This is a genomic window from Hirschia sp. (assembly GCF_058892565.1).
On sequence record NZ_JBZXVU010000019.1, the window covers coordinates 52,110 to 73,681 of the forward strand.

The 21,572-nt window shown below is 45.1% G+C and carries 18 protein-coding genes; 10 read left to right on the top strand and 8 right to left on the bottom strand.

Going from position 1 to position 21,572, the window contains the following annotated elements:
• Genes astB through astD form a run of 3 tightly spaced genes read left to right on the top strand, consistent with a single transcriptional unit; the run spans window position 1 to window position 4,051 of the window.
• On the top strand, window positions 1-1,353 hold the full coding sequence (astB, locus tag AC5EF3_RS07760; RefSeq protein ID WP_493547619.1) for an N-succinylarginine dihydrolase: 1,353 nt from the start codon (window positions 1-3) through the stop codon (window positions 1,351-1,353).
• The gene (locus tag AC5EF3_RS07765) at window positions 1,350-2,624 is read left to right on the top strand and encodes a hydrolase (protein ID WP_493547620.1); all 1,275 of its coding nucleotides are present in this window, start codon (window positions 1,350-1,352) and stop codon (window positions 2,622-2,624) included. The genes astB and AC5EF3_RS07765 overlap by 4 nt, the downstream gene beginning before the upstream one ends.
• A gap of 11 nt (window positions 2,625-2,635) precedes the next feature.
• The gene (gene astD / locus AC5EF3_RS07770) at window positions 2,636-4,051 is read left to right on the top strand and encodes a succinylglutamate-semialdehyde dehydrogenase (RefSeq protein ID WP_493547621.1); all 1,416 of its coding nucleotides are present in this window, start codon (window positions 2,636-2,638) and stop codon (window positions 4,049-4,051) included.
• 69 nt (window positions 4,052-4,120) lie between these two features.
• Here astD and hglS read toward each other — a convergent pair whose 3' ends face one another.
• Genes hglS through AC5EF3_RS07785 form a run of 3 tightly spaced genes read right to left on the bottom strand, consistent with a single transcriptional unit; the run spans window position 4,121 to window position 7,828 of the window.
• The gene (hglS, locus tag AC5EF3_RS07775) at window positions 4,121-5,521 is read right to left on the bottom strand and encodes a 2-oxoadipate dioxygenase/decarboxylase HglS (RefSeq protein ID WP_493547622.1); all 1,401 of its coding nucleotides are present in this window, start codon (window positions 5,519-5,521) and stop codon (window positions 4,121-4,123) included.
• A 2-nt stretch (window positions 5,522-5,523) separates the two neighbouring features.
• Window positions 5,524-6,621: an arginine N-succinyltransferase gene (locus tag AC5EF3_RS07780; protein ID WP_493547623.1), complete on the bottom strand. Its 1,098-nt coding sequence runs from the start codon at window positions 6,619-6,621 to the stop codon at window positions 5,524-5,526.
• Window position 6,622: 1 nt separating this feature from the next.
• Entirely contained in the window at window positions 6,623-7,828 is a 1,206-nt protein-coding gene (locus tag AC5EF3_RS07785; RefSeq protein ID WP_493547624.1) for an aspartate aminotransferase family protein, read from the bottom strand.
• Between the two features lie 131 nt (window positions 7,829-7,959).
• On the opposite strand from AC5EF3_RS07785, the gene AC5EF3_RS07790 reads away from it, so the two are divergent.
• Window positions 7,960-8,391, top strand: coding sequence for an Lrp/AsnC family transcriptional regulator (locus AC5EF3_RS07790; protein WP_015827393.1), 432 nt, complete (start codon window positions 7,960-7,962; stop codon window positions 8,389-8,391).
• Between the two features lie 9 nt (window positions 8,392-8,400).
• On the opposite strand, the gene AC5EF3_RS07795 is transcribed toward AC5EF3_RS07790, so the two are convergent.
• The 4 genes from AC5EF3_RS07795 to AC5EF3_RS07810 all read right to left on the bottom strand — a co-directional run bounded on the left by AC5EF3_RS07795 (window position 8,401) and on the right by AC5EF3_RS07810 (window position 13,265).
• The gene (locus AC5EF3_RS07795) at window positions 8,401-9,147 is read right to left on the bottom strand and encodes a 3'(2'),5'-bisphosphate nucleotidase CysQ (RefSeq protein ID WP_493547625.1); all 747 of its coding nucleotides are present in this window, start codon (window positions 9,145-9,147) and stop codon (window positions 8,401-8,403) included.
• On the bottom strand, window positions 9,144-11,072 hold the full coding sequence (gene cysN / locus AC5EF3_RS07800) for a sulfate adenylyltransferase subunit CysN (RefSeq protein ID WP_493547626.1): 1,929 nt from the start codon (window positions 11,070-11,072) through the stop codon (window positions 9,144-9,146). The genes AC5EF3_RS07795 and cysN overlap by 4 nt, the downstream gene beginning before the upstream one ends.
• Window position 11,073: 1 nt before the next feature.
• Window positions 11,074-11,994 carry a sulfate adenylyltransferase subunit CysD gene (gene cysD / locus AC5EF3_RS07805; protein ID WP_015827390.1) on the bottom strand — a complete coding sequence of 307 codons (921 nt, stop codon included), beginning with the start codon at window positions 11,992-11,994 and terminating at the stop codon, window positions 11,074-11,076.
• A gap of 317 nt (window positions 11,995-12,311) precedes the next feature.
• Complete coding sequence (locus AC5EF3_RS07810) at window positions 12,312-13,265, bottom strand: ABC transporter ATP-binding protein (RefSeq protein WP_493547627.1); 954 nt, start codon at window positions 13,263-13,265, stop codon at window positions 12,312-12,314.
• A gap of 281 nt (window positions 13,266-13,546) precedes the next feature.
• Between AC5EF3_RS07810 and glmM the strand changes: the two genes are divergently transcribed.
• Both glmM and AC5EF3_RS07820 read left to right on the top strand, forming a co-directional pair.
• Window positions 13,547-14,896 (top strand): phosphoglucosamine mutase, encoded by a 1,350-nt coding sequence (gene glmM, locus AC5EF3_RS07815; RefSeq protein WP_015827388.1) that lies wholly within the window; start codon window positions 13,547-13,549, stop codon window positions 14,894-14,896.
• 85 nt (window positions 14,897-14,981) lie between these two features.
• Window positions 14,982-15,179: a zinc-finger domain-containing protein gene (locus AC5EF3_RS07820; RefSeq protein ID WP_015827387.1), complete on the top strand. Its 198-nt coding sequence runs from the start codon at window positions 14,982-14,984 to the stop codon at window positions 15,177-15,179.
• 63 nt (window positions 15,180-15,242) lie between these two features.
• Here AC5EF3_RS07820 and AC5EF3_RS07825 read toward each other — a convergent pair whose 3' ends face one another.
• Window positions 15,243-16,157 (bottom strand): TraB/GumN family protein, encoded by a 915-nt coding sequence (locus tag AC5EF3_RS07825; RefSeq protein WP_493547628.1) that lies wholly within the window; start codon window positions 16,155-16,157, stop codon window positions 15,243-15,245.
• A 398-nt stretch (window positions 16,158-16,555) separates the two neighbouring features.
• Between AC5EF3_RS07825 and zwf the strand changes: the two genes are divergently transcribed.
• Genes zwf through eda form a run of 4 tightly spaced genes read left to right on the top strand, consistent with a single transcriptional unit; the run spans window position 16,556 to window position 21,556 of the window.
• Window positions 16,556-18,037 carry a glucose-6-phosphate dehydrogenase gene (gene zwf, locus AC5EF3_RS07830; protein WP_015827385.1) on the top strand — a complete coding sequence of 494 codons (1,482 nt, stop codon included), beginning with the start codon at window positions 16,556-16,558 and terminating at the stop codon, window positions 18,035-18,037.
• Window positions 18,038-18,080: 43 nt separating this feature from the next.
• The gene (edd, locus tag AC5EF3_RS07835; RefSeq protein WP_493547629.1) at window positions 18,081-19,916 is read left to right on the top strand and encodes a phosphogluconate dehydratase; all 1,836 of its coding nucleotides are present in this window, start codon (window positions 18,081-18,083) and stop codon (window positions 19,914-19,916) included.
• Window positions 19,917-19,933: 17 nt separating this feature from the next.
• Window positions 19,934-20,902 carry a glucokinase gene (locus tag AC5EF3_RS07840; protein WP_493547630.1) on the top strand — a complete coding sequence of 323 codons (969 nt, stop codon included), beginning with the start codon at window positions 19,934-19,936 and terminating at the stop codon, window positions 20,900-20,902.
• Window positions 20,903-20,914: 12 nt separating this feature from the next.
• Entirely contained in the window at window positions 20,915-21,556 is a 642-nt protein-coding gene (gene eda, locus AC5EF3_RS07845) for a bifunctional 4-hydroxy-2-oxoglutarate aldolase/2-dehydro-3-deoxy-phosphogluconate aldolase (protein ID WP_493547631.1), read from the top strand.
• The last annotated feature ends 16 nt before the right edge of the window (window positions 21,557-21,572 follow it).

Here is a 21,572-nt window from a genome sequence, read left to right on the forward strand (position 1 = left end):
ATGACTCATGAAATCAATATCGACGGACTTGTTGGCCCAACGCATAATTATGGCGGCATGTCAGTTGGAAATTTGGCTTCTAAATCCAACAAAGGCCAAATTTCAAACCCGCAAGGTGCAGCCCTACAAGGGCTAGGAAAGATGCGAAAGCTGATTGATTTGGGACTTACTCAAGCAGTTATGCCGCCGCAAGAACGCCCCTTCATGGCAGGTTTGCATAAGCTTGGTTTTAAAGGCTTTGATAATGACGTATTGCAGGCAGCTTATAAATCAAACCCAGTCCTAGTTAGTAATTACGCATCCGCTTCTTGTATGTGGACAGCCAATGCTGCGACCGTTTCGCCAAGTTGCGATACTGCGGATGGAAAGGTTCATTTCACACCCGCAAACCTTTCAGCAATGCCACATCGCAGTATTGAAGGACCGCAGGCTGAGAGCATTTTGCGCAAATTGTTTGCTGACGAAAGCGCGTTTTCGGTACATGAAGCATTACCCGCAAACACGCTCTTTGGTGATGAAGGTGCTGCCAATCATAACCGTCTATGTAAAACTCATGCCGATAAGGGCTTAGAAGTCTTTGTTTACGGACGCGAAGCGCTAAACAATAGCGAGAATGTCGCTAAATTCCCTGCCCGGCAAACATTGGAAGCGAGTCAGGCTGTTGCTCGTTTTCACGGGCTTAATGATGCAAACACGCTTTTTGTTCGTCAAAGCAATCGCGCCATTGATGCAGGCGCATTTCACAATGATGTAGTGTGTGTCGCTAATGGTCCGGTTTTACTGTTCCACGAGGCTGCTTTTGACGATTTAAGTGCTTTGCAGGACACTATTCGGCGCAAAGCGGAGCCTTTGGGTTTTGATCCGGTTTTTGTGACTGCAATGAACAAAGACTTTCCTATCGAAGATGCTATCCAATCTTATTTTTTCAATAGCCAATTAATTACCCTGCCAACTGGCAAAATGGCGCTGATTTTACCTGCTGATGCACAGGAGAATGCAGCATCGAAAAGCTTTGCCGATGCTTGTGTGGCGGGCGACATCCCGATTGAGCAGGCTATCTACATGGATTTACGCCAAAGCATGCGTAATGGCGGCGGTCCTGCATGTCTGCGTCTTCGGGTCCAGCTCACCGATGACGAGCTCGCTAAAATGCACCAGCCAGCCATTATGTCCCATTCAAAAATAGATCGCTTAGAGACCTGGGTAAAAACCCATTACCGCGATGCACTTGCGCCTGCTGATCTTGGCGACCCAAAACTGTTGAACGAAACGCGCGCTGCTTTGGATGAACTGACTCAGATCATGGATCTTGGGTCTATTTATGAATTCCAAAAGGCCGGAGCAAATTCATGACATTAACAAAAGAAGATATTTTCGCGTTGGCAAAGAAGACTTCTGAAGATGTCACGGCTTTAGATTTAATTCATTCACGACAAGACGCAATGATCGCAAAAACGGTTGAATGGGCTAAGATTAATACAGGCAGTTGGAACGCTGTTGGATTAGAAAGTTTCGCTCCCCTATTGGTGGAAGCTTTTGGCGAACTAGATGCCGTAGTAGAATCGCATAAAACGCCTGCCATCGAAAAGATAAACAACCAAGGCGACAAAACCTATTTCCAATCCGGGCCGGTTATCACAGTTACGTCTAGATCAGATGCACCTGTACAAGTGGTTATGACCGGACATTACGATACTGTTTTTCCTGAAGGCACATTTGAAGACATCAATGATATTGGTGATGGGAAGTTAAATGGTCCCGGCCTAGCCGATATGAAGGGTGGAATTGTTGTGATGCTTGAAGCGTTAAAGGCTTTTGAAGCAGGCCCACACAAGGACAAATTAGGCTATTCAATCACGCTTAGCCCTGATGAAGAGACTGGAAATTTTGCAAGTGCGCCCTTTATTGCGAAAGCAGCTAAGAATGCGCATATCGGCCTAACCTTTGAACCCGCTATGGAATCAGGCGCTATGTCTGGCGGCCGGAAAGGCTCTGCAATTTATGACATAGTCTTTAAAGGCCTTGCATCCCATGCTGGACGCGCACCAGAGGCTGGTCGCAGCGCTATACTTGCAGCCGCAGAATTTGCTTTAGGTGTTGAAAAACTTGATGCCGCAATGGATACGGTAACCTTCAATGTCGGCGCAATAGATGGCGGCAATGCCGTAAATATTGTGCCAGACAATGCGGTGCTAAGATTGGGAATACGCGCACCCGATCAAACACGTGCTGATCTAGCAGTACGCTCCCTTCAAACACTATTGAAGAAAGTTCTTAAACGCGACGGTATTTCAGCACAAATGATTGGCAGTTTCTATCGCCCACCTAAGCCACGAAATGCTGCGCAATCACGCCTTTTCGAAGTTGTAGATGCAACAGCAGGTGCACTTGGGCTGTCCCTCACATTTCAAGATACCGGCGGTGTCTGCGAAGGAAACAACGTCTTTCAAGCAGGCACACCCAATATTGATACACTTGGTGTTCGCGGCGGCAACATTCATTCGTCGGACGAATTTGTGGTTCTCGATAGCTTTGCTGAACGCGCAGGACTGACCACGCTCATCCTGAACCGGCTTGCAGATGGCCGAATAGACGCTGCACACATTAAATCGCTCATGGATTAAGGGCTAAGCCAATGACATTAGATACATATATAAATGGGGTCTGGAACCAAGGTAACGGATCTGCATTCGACAGCATATCACCATCAGATGGATCAGTTGTCGGCAAATACCATGCAGCGGATGCCGACCAAGTTAACAACGCTACAGCAGCGGCCCGCAAAGCATTCGATACTTGGTCATTAAAACCTCAAGCAGAGCGTGACACAGTCTTGAAAAATTACGCTATTGCACTAGGGAACCGCAAACAAGAAATAGCGGATGCAATTAGCCGTGATATGGGCAAACCTGCGTGGGAAGCCATCACGGAAGCTGGTGCAATGGTCGCCAAAATCGCAGGTTCAATTACTGCTCAAAATGATAGAGCTGGAAGTTGGACAAAAGAAGCTGATTTTGGAGCAATATCTCTGACACACCGCCCTTTTGGCGTTATGGCTGTCTTTGGTCCATTTAACTTCCCCGGTCACCTACCAAATGGTCACATCGTTCCGGCTCTCCTCGCTGGGAATACGATTGTTTTTAAACCTTCAGAACTTGCGCCCGGTGTTGCTAAAATCATGGTGGAAGCCTTTGAAGAAGCAGGATTACCAGCTGGATGTTTAAACGTTGTTCAAGGCGGACGAGACACAGGTCAGGCGCTTTTAAACGCAGACATTAATGGTTTGCTTTTCACGGGTTCACACCATACTGGAACGGCATTTCACAAGCATTTTGCAGGTCGACCAGATATTATGTTAGCGCTTGAAATGGGCGGCAATAACCCGCTTATCATTCACAAGACGGATGATATTGAAGCCGCCGCAGAAGTTGTCTTCCAGTCAGCATTCGTAACAACTGGCCAGCGCTGCACCTGTACACGACGCTTGATTCTGCCATCTGATAAGCAAGGTAATGAAATCCTTGCGGCGGTTATTGGTAAAATTGATGCAGTCAAAATTGGCCCATGGGATGGCAAAGATGTTTATCTTGGCCCTCTTGTATCTGCGCGCGCTGTTGAGCAAGCAATTGCTTTCCAGAATGAACGCGTTGAACTCGGCGGAAAACTCATCAAACCTCTTTCAGATATGGTTGAAGGCACAGGGATTGTGCGCCCCGGAATCATTGACATGACGAATGCTCAAACGCCGCCTGATGAGGAATTATTTGGTCCATTCCTGCAGGTTTATCGTGAAGATGATTTAGATGACGCGATCAAATTAGCAAATGCGACTCGCTTTGGATTATCAGCTGGCGTCGTGACGTCTGACGATAGTGTATGGGAATATGCTCAAGCGCGCCTGAGAGTGGGTATTTTAAACCGCAACCGTCCAACAACAGGTGCTTCCGGTGCTATGCCATTTGGTGGACCCGGCCTATCTGGCAACGCCCGTCCAAGTGCGTATTATGCAGCAGATTATTGTGCTTGGCCCCAAGCGCGCCAGATCGGTTAAATAGAACAAAAAGAAGGGCATCAACAACGCGTTGATGCCCTTTAAAAGGCACTCTATTGGAACCGTAAATTAATCTATGCAGCCAACAGGATTTAGCATTTTCAAGCATTTCTCTATCGAGTGATTTTGCTGCATTTCATACAGTGCAAAAGGGTCTTGCACTGTCGCGCCCAGATCTTCCTCAAACTGTGCTTGATTGGCATCCGACGCATAAAGTTTTTCGTCATTGGAAGACAGGTTTGATCTAAATATACCGGCTGCACTTACGGGAAGAAAGTCTTGATAGGTAATGGGTATAGCTTCAACCAGTCCGTCACTTATTAACGCCTCCAATGATTGACGCAGACCACCGCTATTTGCGTCGACTTTGCCTGCTTGCGTGAGTTGATAATAAAAATAAGCAAGTCCTTCTCTTCGCATGACGTCCCAATCATCTGGAAAGTCCTGAAACTCATCCTTTAGAATATCAAAATAGCTTTTGGATTCGGGTGTATCCGTCTGTGATGATTTGTTTTTTGCGTTTGCAAGGAGTTCATCATAAAGAGCACGGCCTTTGGCGGTAAGTGCTATACCGCGCTGTTCTATTTCTCCAAAGCGCGCAGTGTGTTGTCCGGTGATATCTTTATCATTTTCATCTACGAAACTAACTGCCTCGTTTAAAGCTTTGAATGCCGTTTGACGCAATAGAATTGGACACTTTCTTAAGGGCGGGCCTTCGATAGAATCTTTAGGGTTCAAACCTCTGAGTGGCATACGTCTTTGCGCTTCATCGATATCAAGAACACGCGGTGTCAGATGATTGATATGCGGGCCAGCAAAGCTCACAATATCAGCAATAAGCGGATGCTGATCTTTTAGTGATTTGTATGTTGAGACATCAACACATGCCTTTGAATGCCAACGGAAAGTTTCCAACAACTCAGAAACAAACTCCTCTGCTTGCGAGTGAGATAGGCCTGACTTTATTTCAGCCTGCTCAATAAGCTCGATAGCCCTATTCGTCACGATTTGACGTTTGGACAGAATATCACCAGCAATATTTCTTAGCTTCTCGTCTGCAATGTGGTCCAACCGCAATAGTGAGGTAAAAATACGAAACGGGTTTTTGGCGAGCGCTTCGGCTTTTATGGGACGAAATGCTGTTGAATGGACAGGTAGGCCCGCAACAGAGAGGTCATAATACCCCACTGGAAACATTCCCATCACCGCAAAAGCGCGGCGTAATATGTTTAATTCTTCTGGTTTTCCTACGCGGATAGCACCATGACGTTCAGCATTTAAGGTTGAGATACCGCCTTCTGCTTCTATTTTGTTTCTTACTTCAGAATTTTGAGCAATCGTTTCAGAATTGACGTCATCAACAATATCAACAAGGTCCGCATAGGCAGGGACTTCTTCGCGATACATTCTAGACATTGCAGCGGTAAAATTCTGACGGATATGATCTGAACTTACATGTGTTTGAACCATAGCTATTCATAAACCTTTTCGGTTTTGCTTATGCTGCCTCGCTCATCTCTTCGCAATCCGATATGCTTATGTTCATCTGGGCGTGTCCAGTATCGCACATTTGCACCGTCATTCTCTGTTAGGGCTGTTGCTGCTTGAACATTTAGTGAGACAGACGTTTCATCGCATTCAAACTCACCAATCACAGCCCTAAAGCTGGACAATTTGGTAGAGCTGACCATCATCAATTTTGGGTCAATTGGTATGCTCTTGATGTTCAATCTGACATTCCGACTTTCGCGGATGGTTGCAAGGTCTTCAAATGAGGCTGACATGATTGGTCCAGCGTCAAAAAGGTCGACAATTTCGGTTTGTGAGAAGCCTTCTTTCATCAAGAGATGATAAGCGCCCACACCGCTTTCATGTGGTTGACCTATAGCTTTATGCGCTTCAGGTGGAAGGTTTTCTATGACAATAGGAGCTGTCGGTATCACTGCTTTCATGCCTTCATCATCAGCATGGGTGATGAATTCATCTGCTTCTTCAAAAGTCTTTTGTAAACGCGCTTTATGGACGCTTGAATAAAATGGTGATTTTCCGCTCGCATCCTGATTACCGCGCAATTCGGCAATGATTGGACTGGAAAATACTTCCGGGGCTGTCCCTATCAACATATAACGTGATTTAGCCAAATATCTGCCCAATCCACCTTTACGGTGATCGGGATGCATGAAGAGAGACCCTACTTCCGTTGCACCGTCAAACGCGTGATCTGGGTCCAAATACAGAGCATTGCGAACATCTTTTGTCGGGTTTCCACGTCCATCTTTCATCACAAAATCGACAAATGGACGTTCAATACCGATTTTTGTTTTCACAGCGGCGCAACCAACAACTTTGCCCGTATTTACCTCTTCCATCACCAGTAGGAATTTCTGAGATTTCTTTACATCTGGGTTTGCGAAACTCTCCATGGAAGCGTCAATATAACGCTTTAAATATTCCATATTGGGCTGTAAACTTGTGAAACCGGGTCCAGAGATTTGAGCAAGCGCGAAAAAGCCTTCAAGATCTGATGGATCAATCGCCCGCACGACATATAATCCTGAGATAGATGACATGTTAAACCAACTCTTTCTCAGATTCCTGTGATTTCACGGATATCAGCGCTTTTCTCAATCGATTGATCGCTTCTTCGACATCTATTGATGATACATTCAGAGCGGGAGCGAGACGCACAACATTGTCACCGGCAACCCCGATTAAAAGCCCCAAATCACGCGTAGCATCGCGCACAGCAATGTTGGAAACTGCAAGTTTTGCTCCGATAAGAAGCCCCTTGCCGCGCACGTCTACAATTGAACCTGGAACCTCAGATTTAATAGCTTCAAAGCCATCACGGATCTGTTCGGAAACAGTTTCAACATGGCGAAGAAAATTGGGTTTGGAAATATGATCAAGAACGGCATGGCCGACAGCAACGGCTAAAGCATTGCCGCCATATGTTGTGCCATGTGTACCGGGCACCATATATTGCGCCACTTCTTCGGTTGAGAAAGTCATCCCTAGAGGAAAACCTCCCCCTACGCCTTTCGCGGTAGCCATCAAATCTGGTGTCGCATCTTGGGCCCATTCATGGGCAAATAGTTTACCTGTACGCCCAGCGCCGCATTGCACTTCATCATAGATTAATAATGCTCCAGCTTCCGTACAAAGTTTTCGCATCAATGTGAGGTCAGCAAGTGGAACAGGACGCAAGCCCCCCTCACCTTGAACAGGTTCAATTATAACAGCAGCTGTTTTGTCACTTAAGGCATTTTGAAATGCATTCATGTCTCCAAATGGTAATTTGGTATATCCCGGCAAAGCAGGACCAAAGCCTTTTAGATAATTTGGATTACCAGCAGCGTTTATCGTCGCATATGTGCGCCCATGAAAAGCACCATCAAAACCGATAATTTCGATTCGGTCCGGCTCACCTTTTTCAAAATGATAGCGTCTTGCCGCCTTCAATGCACATTCAACTGCCTCTGCACCCGAGTTTGCAAAGAAGATTCGGTCTGCAAAAGTAAGTGCACAATAACGGTCAGCAAGCTCAGATTGACCAGGTACATCGAACATATTAGACAAATGCCATAGTTTTTGTGCCTGATTTTCGAGCGATTTTATCAAATCGGGGTGAGCATGTCCCAAAGTGTTGACCGAAATACCAGAAATAAAGTCTAAATACTCCCGTCCTTCTGTATCCCAGAGACGGACACCCTCCCCACGTTCAAATTGAATTGCTGGCGGTGCATAAGTTGGAAATATGTGACTACGACGTTGCATAAACTTCTCCCGTTTGGACTAAGCAGAGCAAATTACAGCACCAAAAAACAGTATTCTTTTGTGCATATTGGGGTGGATTTTTATACTATTTAATGCTTTTAACATTCGCATTGCGAAATACGAGGATTCGAATGTCAATTACTGAAAAAGACGACCAGCTTATAAATGTCTTGCGAGAAAATGCACGAATGAGTGTTACAGATATAGCCTCCACCCTAGGTGTATCGAGATCTACTGCACAGAAACGATTAGAAAAAATTGAAGAAGCAGGCGTAATATCTTCTTATACAGTCGTGCTATCTGAAGCCTACCAAAAAGCACGTGTTCGCGCGCATATATCCGTCACGCTTGACGCTAAGAAAACTCACAGCGTCATTGCAAAGATCAAAGACAATACGTCTGTTGAAGAAATTCATTCAGTAAGTGGAGACTATGATCTCATCGTTATTGTGTCTTCTACAACCGTCGAAATGCTCGACAAAGCCATTGACGGCCTTATCGAGATTGATGGAGTCGAACGCACAAGTACAGCTGTCATCCTATCTACTAAGCTAAAACGCTAAAATGATAGCTTAATCTAGATTAAGAGCGTCTATTGCTTTTCGGGCGGCATCAGCAAGCTCGGGGCGGCAGATCAATAAATCAGGAAGATAAGTATCATCGCAATTATATTTGAATTCTGATCCATCCATGCGGCAGGTGTGCAATCCTGCTGCATTGGCAACAGCGATTGGCGCACAATTATCCCATTCATATTGCCCGCCAGAATGCAGATAAATGTCTGCTTCACCGCGCACAACAGCCATAGCTTTAGCACCAGCTGAGCCCATTGGAAGTAATTCAGCTCCCATTGCTTCGGCAACAGCTGTCGCTTCTTTACCGGGGCGAGAACGAGACACTAACATTTTGGGCGGGTTATTCATCGGTTTTAGCGGTGGTGGCTGATCAGAACGCAGAACTAAATCCATACCCGGCAAAGCAACAGCTCCGATTGACGGTTTCCCATCAATAGATAGTGCGACGTGCACCGCCCAATCAGTACGCCCTTCGCCATATTCGCGCGTGCCATCAACAGGGTCGATAATCCACACGCGCGACTTTTCAAGGCGTGATTTATCATCCTTACTTTCTTCAGACAGAACCGCATCATCTGGGCGCTGGTGCGCCAGAGCCTGCATCAAGAAAGCATTTGAGGTTTCATCCCCTGTTTTTCCCAATGCTTTTCCGTCAACTAGCCCAGACGCGCGAACTTCTAAAAGTATCTTTCCCGCAGCATCAGCAAGTTCTGCTGCTAATTGCGCATCGCTTAGTTCATTCATAATGCCATCAACTTTTCGACAATCAGATCAGCGGCTTCATCCGCAGACATTTCAACGGTGTTTACCCGAATTTCTGCGTTTGCAGGGGCCTCATAAGGACTATCAATACCCGTGAAGTTTTTCAGGTTTCCAGCGCGCGCCTTTTTATAAAGACCTTTCACATCACGCTGCTCCGCCACTTCAAGCGGTGTATCAACAAACACTTCGATAAATTCACCTTCAGTGAAAAGGTCACGCACCATTTGTCGTTCGGCTTGGAATGGCGAGATGAAAGCCGTCATGACGATCAAACCAGCATCCGTCATAAGTTTTGCGACCTCACCCACGCGGCGGATGTTTTCAACGCGGTCAGCATCAGTAAAGCCAAGGTCTCTATTTAGCCCATGGCGCACATTATCACCATCAAGCAAGAATGTGTGCTTACCAGCAGCAAACAGTTTTTTCTCGACAAGGTTTGCAATTGTTGATTTTCCAGAACCAGACAAACCTGTGAACCACAATAATCGCGCGGTTTGGTTTTTCTGGGCTGCATGAGCTTCACGATCAACATCTACAGCTTGCCAATGGATGTTCTGTGACCGACGCAACGCAAAATGGATCATACCTGCCGCAACAGTTGCATTCGTCATGCGATCAATAAGGATGAACCCACCCATATCAGGATTGTCGCTATAACTTTCAAACGTCACAGGTTTAGACGTTGATATGTTACACACACCGATAGAATTTAACTTTAGAGTTTTAGACGGCAACTGACCTGCGGTATTCACATTCACTTCGTATTTGGGTTCAGTGATTGTGGCAGATACGGTGTTTGAACCTATCTTTAAAAGATACGGACGTCCTGACAGCATTTCTTCTTCTGCCATCCAAACAATTGTTGCTTCAAATTGATCAGCAACTTCCGGCGGTGCATCAGAGGCAGCAATGATATCTCCCCTAGAACAATCAATCTCGTCTTGGAAGGTCAAAGTCACAGATTGACCGACACTTGCTACTTCAAGATCACCATCCATTGTTACAATGGACTTAATGGTAGATGTTTTACCCGATGGGAGTACCCGAATAGCATCACCCGGACGTACTGTTCCAGATGTTATCAACCCTGAAAAACCACGAAAATCCAAGTTTGGACGGTTTACCCATTGCACAGACATGCGGAAGTCGCGTTCTGCCATCAATGTATCATTGAGCGGTGCTTCTTCGAGGTGTGAGATAAGTGTCGGACCAGTATACCAAGGTGTTGCTACGCTTTTGTCGACAATGTTGTCACCAGCAAGGCCCGATATCGGGATCGCGGTAAAAGCAGACATACCAATTGAGTCAGCAAATATTTTGTAGTCCGCAACAATTTCGTTGAATCGCTCTTCCTTATAATCAACAAGGTCCATCTTATTGACGGCAAGTACGACATTTTTAATGCCCAATAAGTTCACAAGGTAGGAATGGCGTTTTGTTTGTGTGAGAACACCCTGACGCGCATCAATCAAAATAACAGCAAGATCAGCTGTTGACGCACCTGTCACCATATTGCGGGTGTATTGTTCATGTCCTGGTGTGTCAGCAACGATAAATTTGCGTTTTTCTGTTGCAAAAAAGCGGTAGGCCACATCAATAGTGATACCTTGCTCGCGCTCTGCTGCTAATCCATCAACAAGCAGTGCAAAATCTATTTCTTGTCCTTGTGTACCAACAGATTTTGAATCGTTTTCTAGGCTTGCCAACTGATCTTCAAAGATCATTTTTGAATCGTAAAGCAGACGACCGATAAGTGTAGATTTTCCATCATCCACTGATCCACATGTGATGAAGCGCAACATGGATTTATGCTGGTGCTTTAGAAGGTAGGCATCAATATCCTGCCCAATAAGGGCTTCGGCTTCATAAGCTTTATCGGCATGAGTATTTGTTGTTTCAGTGGTCATTTTAGAAATACCCTTCCTGCTTTTTCTTCTCCATAGACGCTGATTGATCATGGTCAATCGCGCGACCTTGTCTCTCAGAAGTCGTTGTCAGGAGCATTTCTTGAATGATTTCTGGAAGGGTTGCCGCTTCAGACTCGACCGCACCTGTAAGCGGGTAACAACCAAGCGTTCTAAATCGAATAGACTTCATCTCAGGCACTTCACCGTCTTTAAGCGGGAAACGTTCATCATCAACCATGAGAAGCATGCCATCGCGTTCGACGGTTGGACGCATAGCGGCTTTATAAAGGGGAACAATGTCGATGTTTTCTAGGTGGATGTACTGCCAGATATCTAATTCAGTCCAGTTGGATATTGGGAAAACACGAATGCTTTCATCTTTAGCTTTGCGCATATTATACTGTTTCCAAAGCTCTGGACGTTGGTTTTTCGGGTCCCATCTGTGATTAGCTGTTCTAAACGAAAAGATACGCTCTTTTGCGCGAGACTTTTCTTCATCACGACGTGCGCCACCAAAGGCTGCATCAAAACCGTATTTTGTGAGCGCCTGTTTTAGCCCTTCTGTCTTCCACATATCTGTGTGAAGTGAGCCATGGTCAAATGGATTAATCCCTTTTTCTTTGGCTTCGGGATTTTGGTAGACTATCAACTCCATCCCAGCGTCTTTTGCTGCTTTCTCTCGCAACTCATACATGGCTTTAAATTTCCATGTTGTATCTACATGCATCAATGGAAATGGTGGCGGAGAAGGATAAAATGCCTTTTTTGCAAGGTGCAGCATCACAGCGGAATCTTTACCCACTGAGTACAGCATCACCGGCTTTTCAGCCTCCGCTGCAACTTCACGCATGATGTGAATGCTTTCAGCTTCCAAACGCTGAAGGTGCGTTAGACGATCCTTGGAAATTTCGTTCTTCGACATTTATTCATCAATCTTCTTCGATTGCCACGCCTATCAATAAACAGGAGCAACTTTAATCTAGCTATTTGATGAAGAGATAATCAGTCGTCCAAAGTGACACAACTAGAATTACTTCTATTCCACTTATGTGTTATATTAGCGAAACTCAACTGATGTTCACCCCACCCAAAACTCAACTAATCTCTAATTGCAATATACAATTCCGTCAAAGTATTGGCCTTTGTTTCGATTGTTTTATTTTAAATAAAACAGAGACCAGAATAATAAATATCCTGATCAGAGAGTTTTAGTATAGAAATTCAGTTTTGAAGGGATTGTTATGCCTCTTCGCGCGTCATTGAAACAAAGACATCTTCTAGATCAGCCTCTTCTGTGGCGAGATCTTTAATACGTATTCCAGATTCTCGCATACGGTTTAATAGATCCATGACACGAGTCTCGTTTGCTCGATATGAAACAATCAGTGCTCCGTCTGGACGCATAGCAATATCCAAGTCTTTTAATGTTTCCGGTATTTCATCAATTGCCGTTTCTGGATGAACAATTAATTTTTTTCGATCCATGCGAGACAACAAAGTATCCGTACTCTCACACGCAATAACTTCTCCATGATTGATGATCGCAATCTGGTCACACATCTCTTGGGCTTCTTCAAGATAATGCGTGGTCAGGACAATTGTTGTCCCTTTTGCGTGTAATTCTTTTACATATTCCCATAATTGACGACGCAGTTCTACATCTACCCCAGCTGTAGGTTCATCAAGAATTAGTATTGGCGGCGTGTGCACCATTGCTTTTGCAACCATCAAACGACGCTTCATTCCGCCAGAAAGTTGACGTACATATGCATCTTTTTTGTCGCCAAGCCCTAGCGCCTCAAGAATTTCATCTGATCTACGCTCTTTTTCTGGCACACCGTAAAAACCAGCCATAAGCTCCATACTTTCACGGGGTGTAAAAAATGGGTCCATGTTGACTTCTTGGGGGACGACACCCAATGCAGACGCGACTTCACGAGGGTTCGTATCCAGATCATAATCCCATACTTTAACTTGCCCTTCGGATTTATTGACAAGTCCTGACATGATATTGATCAATGTTGATTTTCCAGCGCCGTTTGGCCCCAACAATCCAAAAATAGAGCCGCGCGGAATTTTAAGATCAATCCCCTTGAGCGCACGCTTTGCTTCCATCTTCCCTTTGGCTTCATATGTTTTTTGAAGCCCTGTCAATTCTATAGCGAAGTCTGGAAAAGTGTTTTGAGAATTCATGTTTGGCTCCACTAACTTAGGGCGCAGCTGTAAATAATACCTGCTATTGTTTGTCATACACGTAGGTGAGAAGATGCTTCGTTAAAAGGGGGACGGTTATGATAAGATTCATTCACACGAAATATGTAGCTAAAACTTGCCGAATAATCATGCTCAAATAGTTTTATTAAAAGAATTCAGAGCCGTTATGCCTTTTCCAACTACAAATAGCTTGCTAATTGCATCGTAGTGGAAAGACAGAATCTTTCAGATCGACCCAAGCGACGAGGAATCAACCATAAATGTCACGCAAGTATTTTGGAACTGATGGAATTCGTGGGCCTGCCAATAAAGGCACTATGACACCTGAAGTCGTGATGCGGCTGGGAATGGCGTCAGCAAGCTATTTTAAACAAGATAATGAGCGTCGCCACACCGTTGTTATAGGAAAAGATACTCGCTTATCAGGTTATATGATCGAACCAGCACTTACCGCTGGATTTACAGCCGCTGGAATGGACGTGGTGTTATTTGGACCATTGCCAACTCCTGGTGTTGCAATGCTTACACGATCTTTACGTGCAGATCTGGGCGTTATGATTTCAGCTTCTCACAACGCTTATCAAGACAATGGAATAAAACTATTTGGACCTGACGGTTTTAAGCTATCGGATGAAGCCGAACTTGAAATCGAATCGCTTATGGAACGCCCAATGGATGCAGACTTGGCTGCGTCTGCCAAACTGGGTAAAGCGAGCCGAATAGATGATGCACAATCTAGATATGTGGAAATCGTAAAAGCCACCTTCCCGCGCCGTCAGCGCTTGAACAAATTGCGCATTGTCGTCGATTGCGCACATGGGGCAGCTTATAAAGTCGCGCCTAAAGTTTTATACGAACTAGGCGCAGAAGTCGTTTCTTTGGGTGTTTCACCAAATGGATTTAACATCAATGAAGAATGCGGCTCAACTGATACGCGCGCGCTTTCTGAGGCAGTCTTAAAATACCGGGCTGACATAGGTATTGCACTTGATGGTGATGCTGATCGCGTCGTTTTATGCGATGAAAAAGGGATCATCATAGATGGTGATCAAGTTCTTGGTTTGATTGCTCAAAGCTGGAAAGAAGAAGGCAAGCTGTCCAAACCTGCGATATCAGCAACTGTCATGTCTAATCTTGGACTAGAAAACTTCCTAAAATCAATCGGCATTGAACTTCGTCGTACAAAAGTGGGAGACCGCTATGTTGTTCAGGATATGCGTGAAAACGGGGTAAACCTTGGAGGTGAGCAATCTGGTCACGTGGTGATGAGTGATTACGCAACAACTGGTGACGGTCTCGTCGCAGCTTTGCAAGTTCTTGCAGTTGTTTGCAAAACAGGAAAGCCAGTATCTGAAGTTGCTCATGTTTTCGATAAAGCACCACAACGCCTCGATAATATTCGCTATTCAGGCAAAGATCCGCTTACAACTAAAGCTGTTAAACAAGTGATGAAAGATGTTGAAGAAGAATTAGGCTCTAAAGGTCGTCTTGTTGTTCGCAAATCAGGAACGGAACCTCTCATTCGGGTCATGGCTGAAGCCGAAGAAGAATCCATGATGAATAAGGCGGTTGAAGATGTCGTTGCAGCGGTCAAACAAGCAATTGGATAACTGACAGAGTGAGTTTAGCATTGACGCAAAGCACAAACGCACTCTACCAAGAAGAAAAGTCAGCAACCCAAAAATCAGTTTTATCATGACACAAACACAAGACACAGATATTCAACACGAAATCATTGTTATCGATGGCCACAAGACCTCTTGTGATGGTGGTGGCGGAGCACTTGGTCATCCATTGGTCTGGTATGACATGGTCGAGGACGACATCGTCGAATGCAAATATTGCGACAGACGTTTTGTTCTTAAAGGTAGCGAGCAAGATCCAACTAAATAATAGTTGAAGACATATACGCAAAAAGGACGTTGATAAAATCAACGTCCTTTTTGTTATGCGGCTTTATTGAAGGCGCGTGACGTCAAATCCACCATCTTTTAACATTTGAACCACTGATTTGTCGCCAACAAGGTGAGCTGCTCCCACCGCTACGAAAAAGACGCCTTCTTCTTTTTCAACAACTCTATTCAACTCCACGACCCAATTTTGATTCCGTTTTTCAAGCATGACTTCCATCATTTCATCTGAAGCCATTGAAGGATCAGACATTACGATGTCATGAAGCCCAGCAACATCTCCAACGACCCACGCATTGTCCATTGCGATAATTGTTTTGCCTATATCGTCGATTTGGCGAACCGTCTCCATCAACATATTCACTTGAACACTTTGATCCAAGTTTGCCATGAAAGAGAGCTGCTCTTCTGCGGTTTCAAAATACCGCAACTCTTTTCCTGCAGCTTTTGCTTCTGGGTGCAAAACCTGTTCGACACCAGATTCAGGGTCCTGCCCCATTGATTCGATTGTTTGTAATGTGATCGCCATTGCAGCAAACCATGGGCGCATTTTAGCAATAGCTGCGCTTGGCAAATTTAGGGTTTTAATCGCTTCCACGATTTCATCACGTTCTGAGGATGACAAAATAGAAAATAGATCTTCACCGATGGGCATAAAACCCAATTTTGATATTGCTCTTACTAAGGCAGGGTCTTGCCCAGAGACATCCGCTTCAAAATACACAATATCGGCTTGGTCGAAAATTTCGTTGAATTTGGTATTACGCCAAACCAGACTTGGCGGCAAAACATGCACTGTTCCAAAAAGATAGACAGTCGTGTCTTCATCTCCAGTGCGCCAAATCGCTGGGCCTTGAGCTTCAGTCGCACCATCATTTAGCTCAACTTTTTCTGCTGAACATCCTGTGGGAAGAATAAACAATGCCAACGAAGCCAAGATACCTATTAGATTTTTATTCATTACCCAGTCTCCAACTTCTATTATCGAACGCGATGCGTAGCGCGCTTTTGGCAATGTCCACCACTAAATGGTTTTCCTACCTTGATGAATTTCCGACAAACAGCCTACTAGATAGGCATTTACCTAACTAATAACCAACTATTTCTTTTTGAATTTGACCGATTCAGCTTATAGGGTCAAAACTATTCCCGTATAAAGGGATAAGACGCACACTAGAACTTGCAAAAATGCTTAGTAATCGAGCCTATACAAATTAAAAACTTCATCTATAAGGTAAAAATGATAGCGCGATCATTTTGGTCTGTTTAGATAGAATTCTACCCGAATTAGTATTCTGATTGCGCCAAAATACCTTTGTCGAAACATGACATAGACTGATTTGAAGAGCGAGAAACCTGATGGCTGAATTCATTCCTGTAGATCCGTTTGATATAGTAATCTTCGGTGGAACCGGCGATCTATCCAAACGAAAACTAATTCCTGCACTATTTCATCGTTTCAAAGACAATCAAATTCCCGATGTTTGTAATATCGTGGGAACCGCTCGTAGTGAATGGACGCAAGATGAGTTTATTGCGTTTGCCCGTGAAGCTTGCCTCGAAGCCCAACAAGGCGAGTTAAACGACGAAAAATTCAACAATTTTGCAAAATTGCTTCACTACGTCCAAATCGACGCGACGGATCCTAAGTCAAACTGGGCAGACCTGAAAAAATGTGTTGCAAAAGATGATCGCCCTCGTGTTTTCTATCTAGCGATGGCTCCCCGTCTCTACACACCATTATGTAAAAACCTCGGCGATAAAGGTCTAGTGACCCCAACATCACGTGTGGTGCTGGAGAAACCCATTGGCCGCAATTTAGAAACAGCGCAAGAAATTAATGCTGGTGTTGGAAGCGTCTTTGAGGAAGACCAAATCTTCCGTATTGACCATTATCTCGGCAAAGAAACAGTTCAAAACCTTTTGGTGTTACGTTTTGCGAACATGCTGTTTGAACCGTTATGGAATAGAAACACAGTCGATAATGTTCAAATCACTGTTGCCGAATCTGTTGGGTTAGAAAGCCGTGCGGATTACTATGACAACTCCGGTGCGCTAAGAGACATGGTCCAAAACCATCTCTTGCAACTATTGTGTTTAACAGCAATGGAACCACCTAACTCACTTGACGCTGATGACGTGCGAACTGAAAAAATCAAAGTGTTGCGCGCGTTAAAATCATTTGATGCAGCTTCCGCGCGAGAATGCACTGTTCGCGCACAATACCGCGCGGGCACGATAAACGGCGCAACTGTTAAAGGGTATAAGGACGAACTTCCCGAAGAAAAGAAAAGCAGCCGGACCGAAACTTATGTCGCCCTAAAGACTGAGATTCAAAATTGGCGCTGGCAAGGCGTGCCTTTCTATCTGCGTACGGGAAAACGCTTACAATCTCGTCAGTCGGAAATCGTGATAAGATTTAAACCGGCTCCACATTCAATTTTCGGAATGCAAAGCGGTGCATCACCAAATAAACTAATTATCAGATTGCAGCCTGATGAAGGTGTTCACCTATTCTTGCAGATCAAGGAACCTGGTCCGGGTGGATTGCGCGTAAAATCTCTACCTCTCAACCTATCTTGGGCTGACAATTTCATGATACGCTATCCGGACGCTTATGAACGTCTATTGATGGATGTCGTGCGTGGAAATCTTGCGCTATTTATGCGGCGTGAAGAAGTTGAACAAGCTTGGGTGTGGGCAGATTCCCTACTCGCAGCTTGGGCTGACGATGATAGACCTATGGAAACTTACCCTGCGGGTAGTGATGGTCCCTCCACTGCAGACGTGTTGCTTGCAAAAGACAATCGATATTGGAAGCGCTTAGACTCCGCTGAATAGACATTCAACATAAAATCTAGGCCACAGATTTGGAGACAGTCCCATGGCAGTTTCACCGATAAATAAAACAATAGCCGACGTAACAGACCGGATTATCAAACGCTCTGAAAAATCGCGAGCATCCTATCTATCATTAATGGACAGTCAGCGACCGACAGCCTCGGCGAGATCTCGTTTAACCGACGGAAACCTCGCTCACGCATCTGCTGCTTGTCCCATACATGATAAAAACGCGATGTTGGGCGCTGAATGGCCCAATATTGGTATTGTGACAGCCTATAATGATATGCTCTCCGCTCACCAGCCTTATGAAAAATATCCAGATATTATTCGGGCAGCAGCCAGAAAAGTTGGTGCGACGGCGCAAGTTGCTGGTGGGGTGCCAGCAATGTGTGATGGTGTCACTCAGGGGCAAGACGGCATGGAATTGTCGCTTTTTTCACGTGACACCATAGCATTGAGCACTGCGGTGGCATTGAGCCACTCCACTTTCGATGCCGCATTATATCTTGGAATATGTGATAAAATTGTGCCGGGTCTGCTTATTGCAGCTGTACGATTTGGCTGGCTACCCGGTATATTCGTGCCTGCAGGGCCTATGCCTTCTGGTCTGCCCAATCCCGAGAAACAACGTATTCGTCAGCTATATGCAGCGGGCGAAGTCGGGCGAGACGCACTTTTAAAGGCGGAAAGCGAAAGTTATCACACTGCCGGAACATGTACATTCTACGGAACTGCAAATTCCAATCAAATGATGATGGAAATGATGGGCTTGCATATTCCTGGTGCTGCCTTTGTGCCTCCTGGTACAAATCTCCGTACTGCCCTGACGGAAGCAGCGACTCAACAAGCTGCAGCTATATCTCATATGAAAGGTGAAGCGGCATACACACCAATTAGCAAAGTCATCGACGAACGGTCAATTGTGAACGCGGTCGTTGGCTTGATGGCTACAGGTGGCTCTACCAATAATGCTTTGCACATTCCAGCTATCGCTCGGGCAGCAGGTATCCTGATAAATTGGTCTGACTTCCAAGATATAGCTGATGTCACACCACTTTTATGTAAAATATATCCCAATGGCCCTTCTGATGTGAACCATTTCCATGCTGCAGGCGGAATGGGTTTTGTTGTTCGTGAGCTTCTTGCTTCTGGCCTCGTTCATAATGATGTAACAACAGTTGCAGGTGATGGCGGCTTAGAGCGCTATTGTGAAGAACCAACTATGAATGGTGAAACGCTCACATGGAAAGCTGCACCTGAAGAAAGTTTAAACGAGGACGTTCTTCGTACAAAAGACAACCCTATGGCGAAAGATGGTGGTTTAAAACTCATAGATTGCCCTATCGGCCGCGGTATTATTAAAATTTCAGCAGTAAAAGAAGAAAATCGGAAAGTTTCAGCTCCAGCAGCTGTGTTCGATTCACAGCACGCCGTTAAAAATGCTTTTGAAAAAGGTGAACTACACCGTGATGTCGTCATTGTGGTGCGTTTTCAGGGACCGCAAGCGAATGGTATGCCTGAATTACACGGCCTCTCACCTATTCTGGGGCTTCTTCAAGATAAAGGCTTTAAAGTTGCCCTTATTACAGACGGTCGCATGTCTGGAGCTTCTGGGAAATTCCCAGCAATAATCCACATGGGACCTGAAGCTCTTGCAGGGGGACCAATAGCAAGCATCCAAGATGGTGATCTCATTTCGCTTGATGCAAATGCTGGGACATTAACAGTTCAACCCGACGACTTTCTCTCTCGTCCACGGACCACTAGAGAAAAAGATCCAGGTATTGGCCTTGGTAGAGAAATGTTTGCAGTTTTCCGCAACGTTGCTGAAGAAGCGGAAAAAGGTGGCGGCATTTTTGGTATAATGGACGCTTAAACAAGATGGGAAAAGTCGTGTCTGAGTATGTAGTTGTCGGCGATGTAGGTGGCACAAATGTGCGTTTTGCTGTTTCAAAAGACCCTCGTCGCTACGGAGGCCCAACAAAGATCGAGCACTTTTGGAAATCTCCCAATGTAAAATATGAGACTTTTTCAGACGCATTAGAAGCTTTTCTTGCAACAATAGACATCAAGCCCAAAAGAGCTGTTTTTGCGCTGGCCGGCCCTATTCGCAACAACACTGTGACTTTGACCAACCATTCTAGTTGGCAAGTTTGCGGAGAAGAACTTGCGAAGCAATTTGGAATGGATCAAGTAGACCTTCTCAATGATTTTGCTGCAATGGCTCGCTCCATCCCTGAATTAGGTTTAAATTCTGATGGACAAGGATTGAAAACAATCTGCGAAGGCATTTCGGCACCCGGAAGACCCATTATCGTCGCTGGGCCCGGAACAGGGTTTGGGTTTGCGACACTTATTCCAAATGAAAATAAAACATGGCAAGTTCTACGTGGTGAGGGAGGCCATCAAGCTTTCTCACCGACGACAGCGCTAGAAGCAGATGTCTATAAGAGGCTTTTAGAAAAGGCGTCCTATGTTTCTATCGAATCAGTGAGTGCCGGTGTCGGGTTTAATCAACTTTTAGAGACCATGTTCGAAGTTTTTGGACAGACTCCTGAGAAACTTTCCCCTGCGACAGCACATGAACGTGCGAAATTAGGTGATAAAGTATGTGATGCCGTTTGCAGGATGAGAGCAAACACCGTAATGACGGCATACGGAAATGCCGTTTTGGCTAATGGTGCAAAAGGTGGTGTTGTTGCTGCGGGCGGTGTAACGACTGCTCTGATCGACTACATCAGCGCGCCAGAAGCCTTATCGCGCTTTTTCGATCGTGGGCCTATGTCATCTTATATGACTGATGTTCCAATATATTTAATCACCAGCGCCGAAGCGCCATTGTTGGGCGCAGCAGCATACTAAACGGATTTTGATATGACATGTGATATTAAACCAGTCTTGGAAGCTCTTACCTCCGCCCCTGTTGTTCCAGTGTTAACAGTGTCAGATGTCAGACATGCTGCTCCTCTTGCTCAAGCACTTTATAAAGGTGGTGTAAAATTTGTTGAGGTCACTTTAAGAACAGAAGCGGCGCTTGAAGTCATTTCTGAAATGAAAGCTGCACAGCCTGAACTTATCGTTGGTGCTGGAACTATTTTAACGCCTGCCGATCTTGATGCCACATTAAAAGCTGGTTCTGAGTTTTCTGTTTCACCAGGTTGTACGCCTAAACTCGCAGCTGCACTTATTGAATCAGGCGTCCCTGCTTTCCCAGGTATAGCAACTGCGAGTGAAGCTCTTCAGAGAATGGAAGAAGGCTTTGAAGTCGTAAAATTCTTCCCAGCAGAAAAAATTGGTGGAGCGAGTGCACTAAAAGCATTGGTTGCCCCCCTTCAAAACTTGAAAGTCATGCCAACAGGCGGCGTTAGCCCAAGCAATATGATGACGTATCTTGCAATACCAAATGTAGTTGCCGTCGGCGGTGGCTGGTTGGTAAGTGATGCTGCTTTAGCAAACAATGATTGGGATGGAATTGAAGCCACTGCCCAAGAAGCCATGAAAATAGCCAACAACTAAACTTTTCCTAGGACAT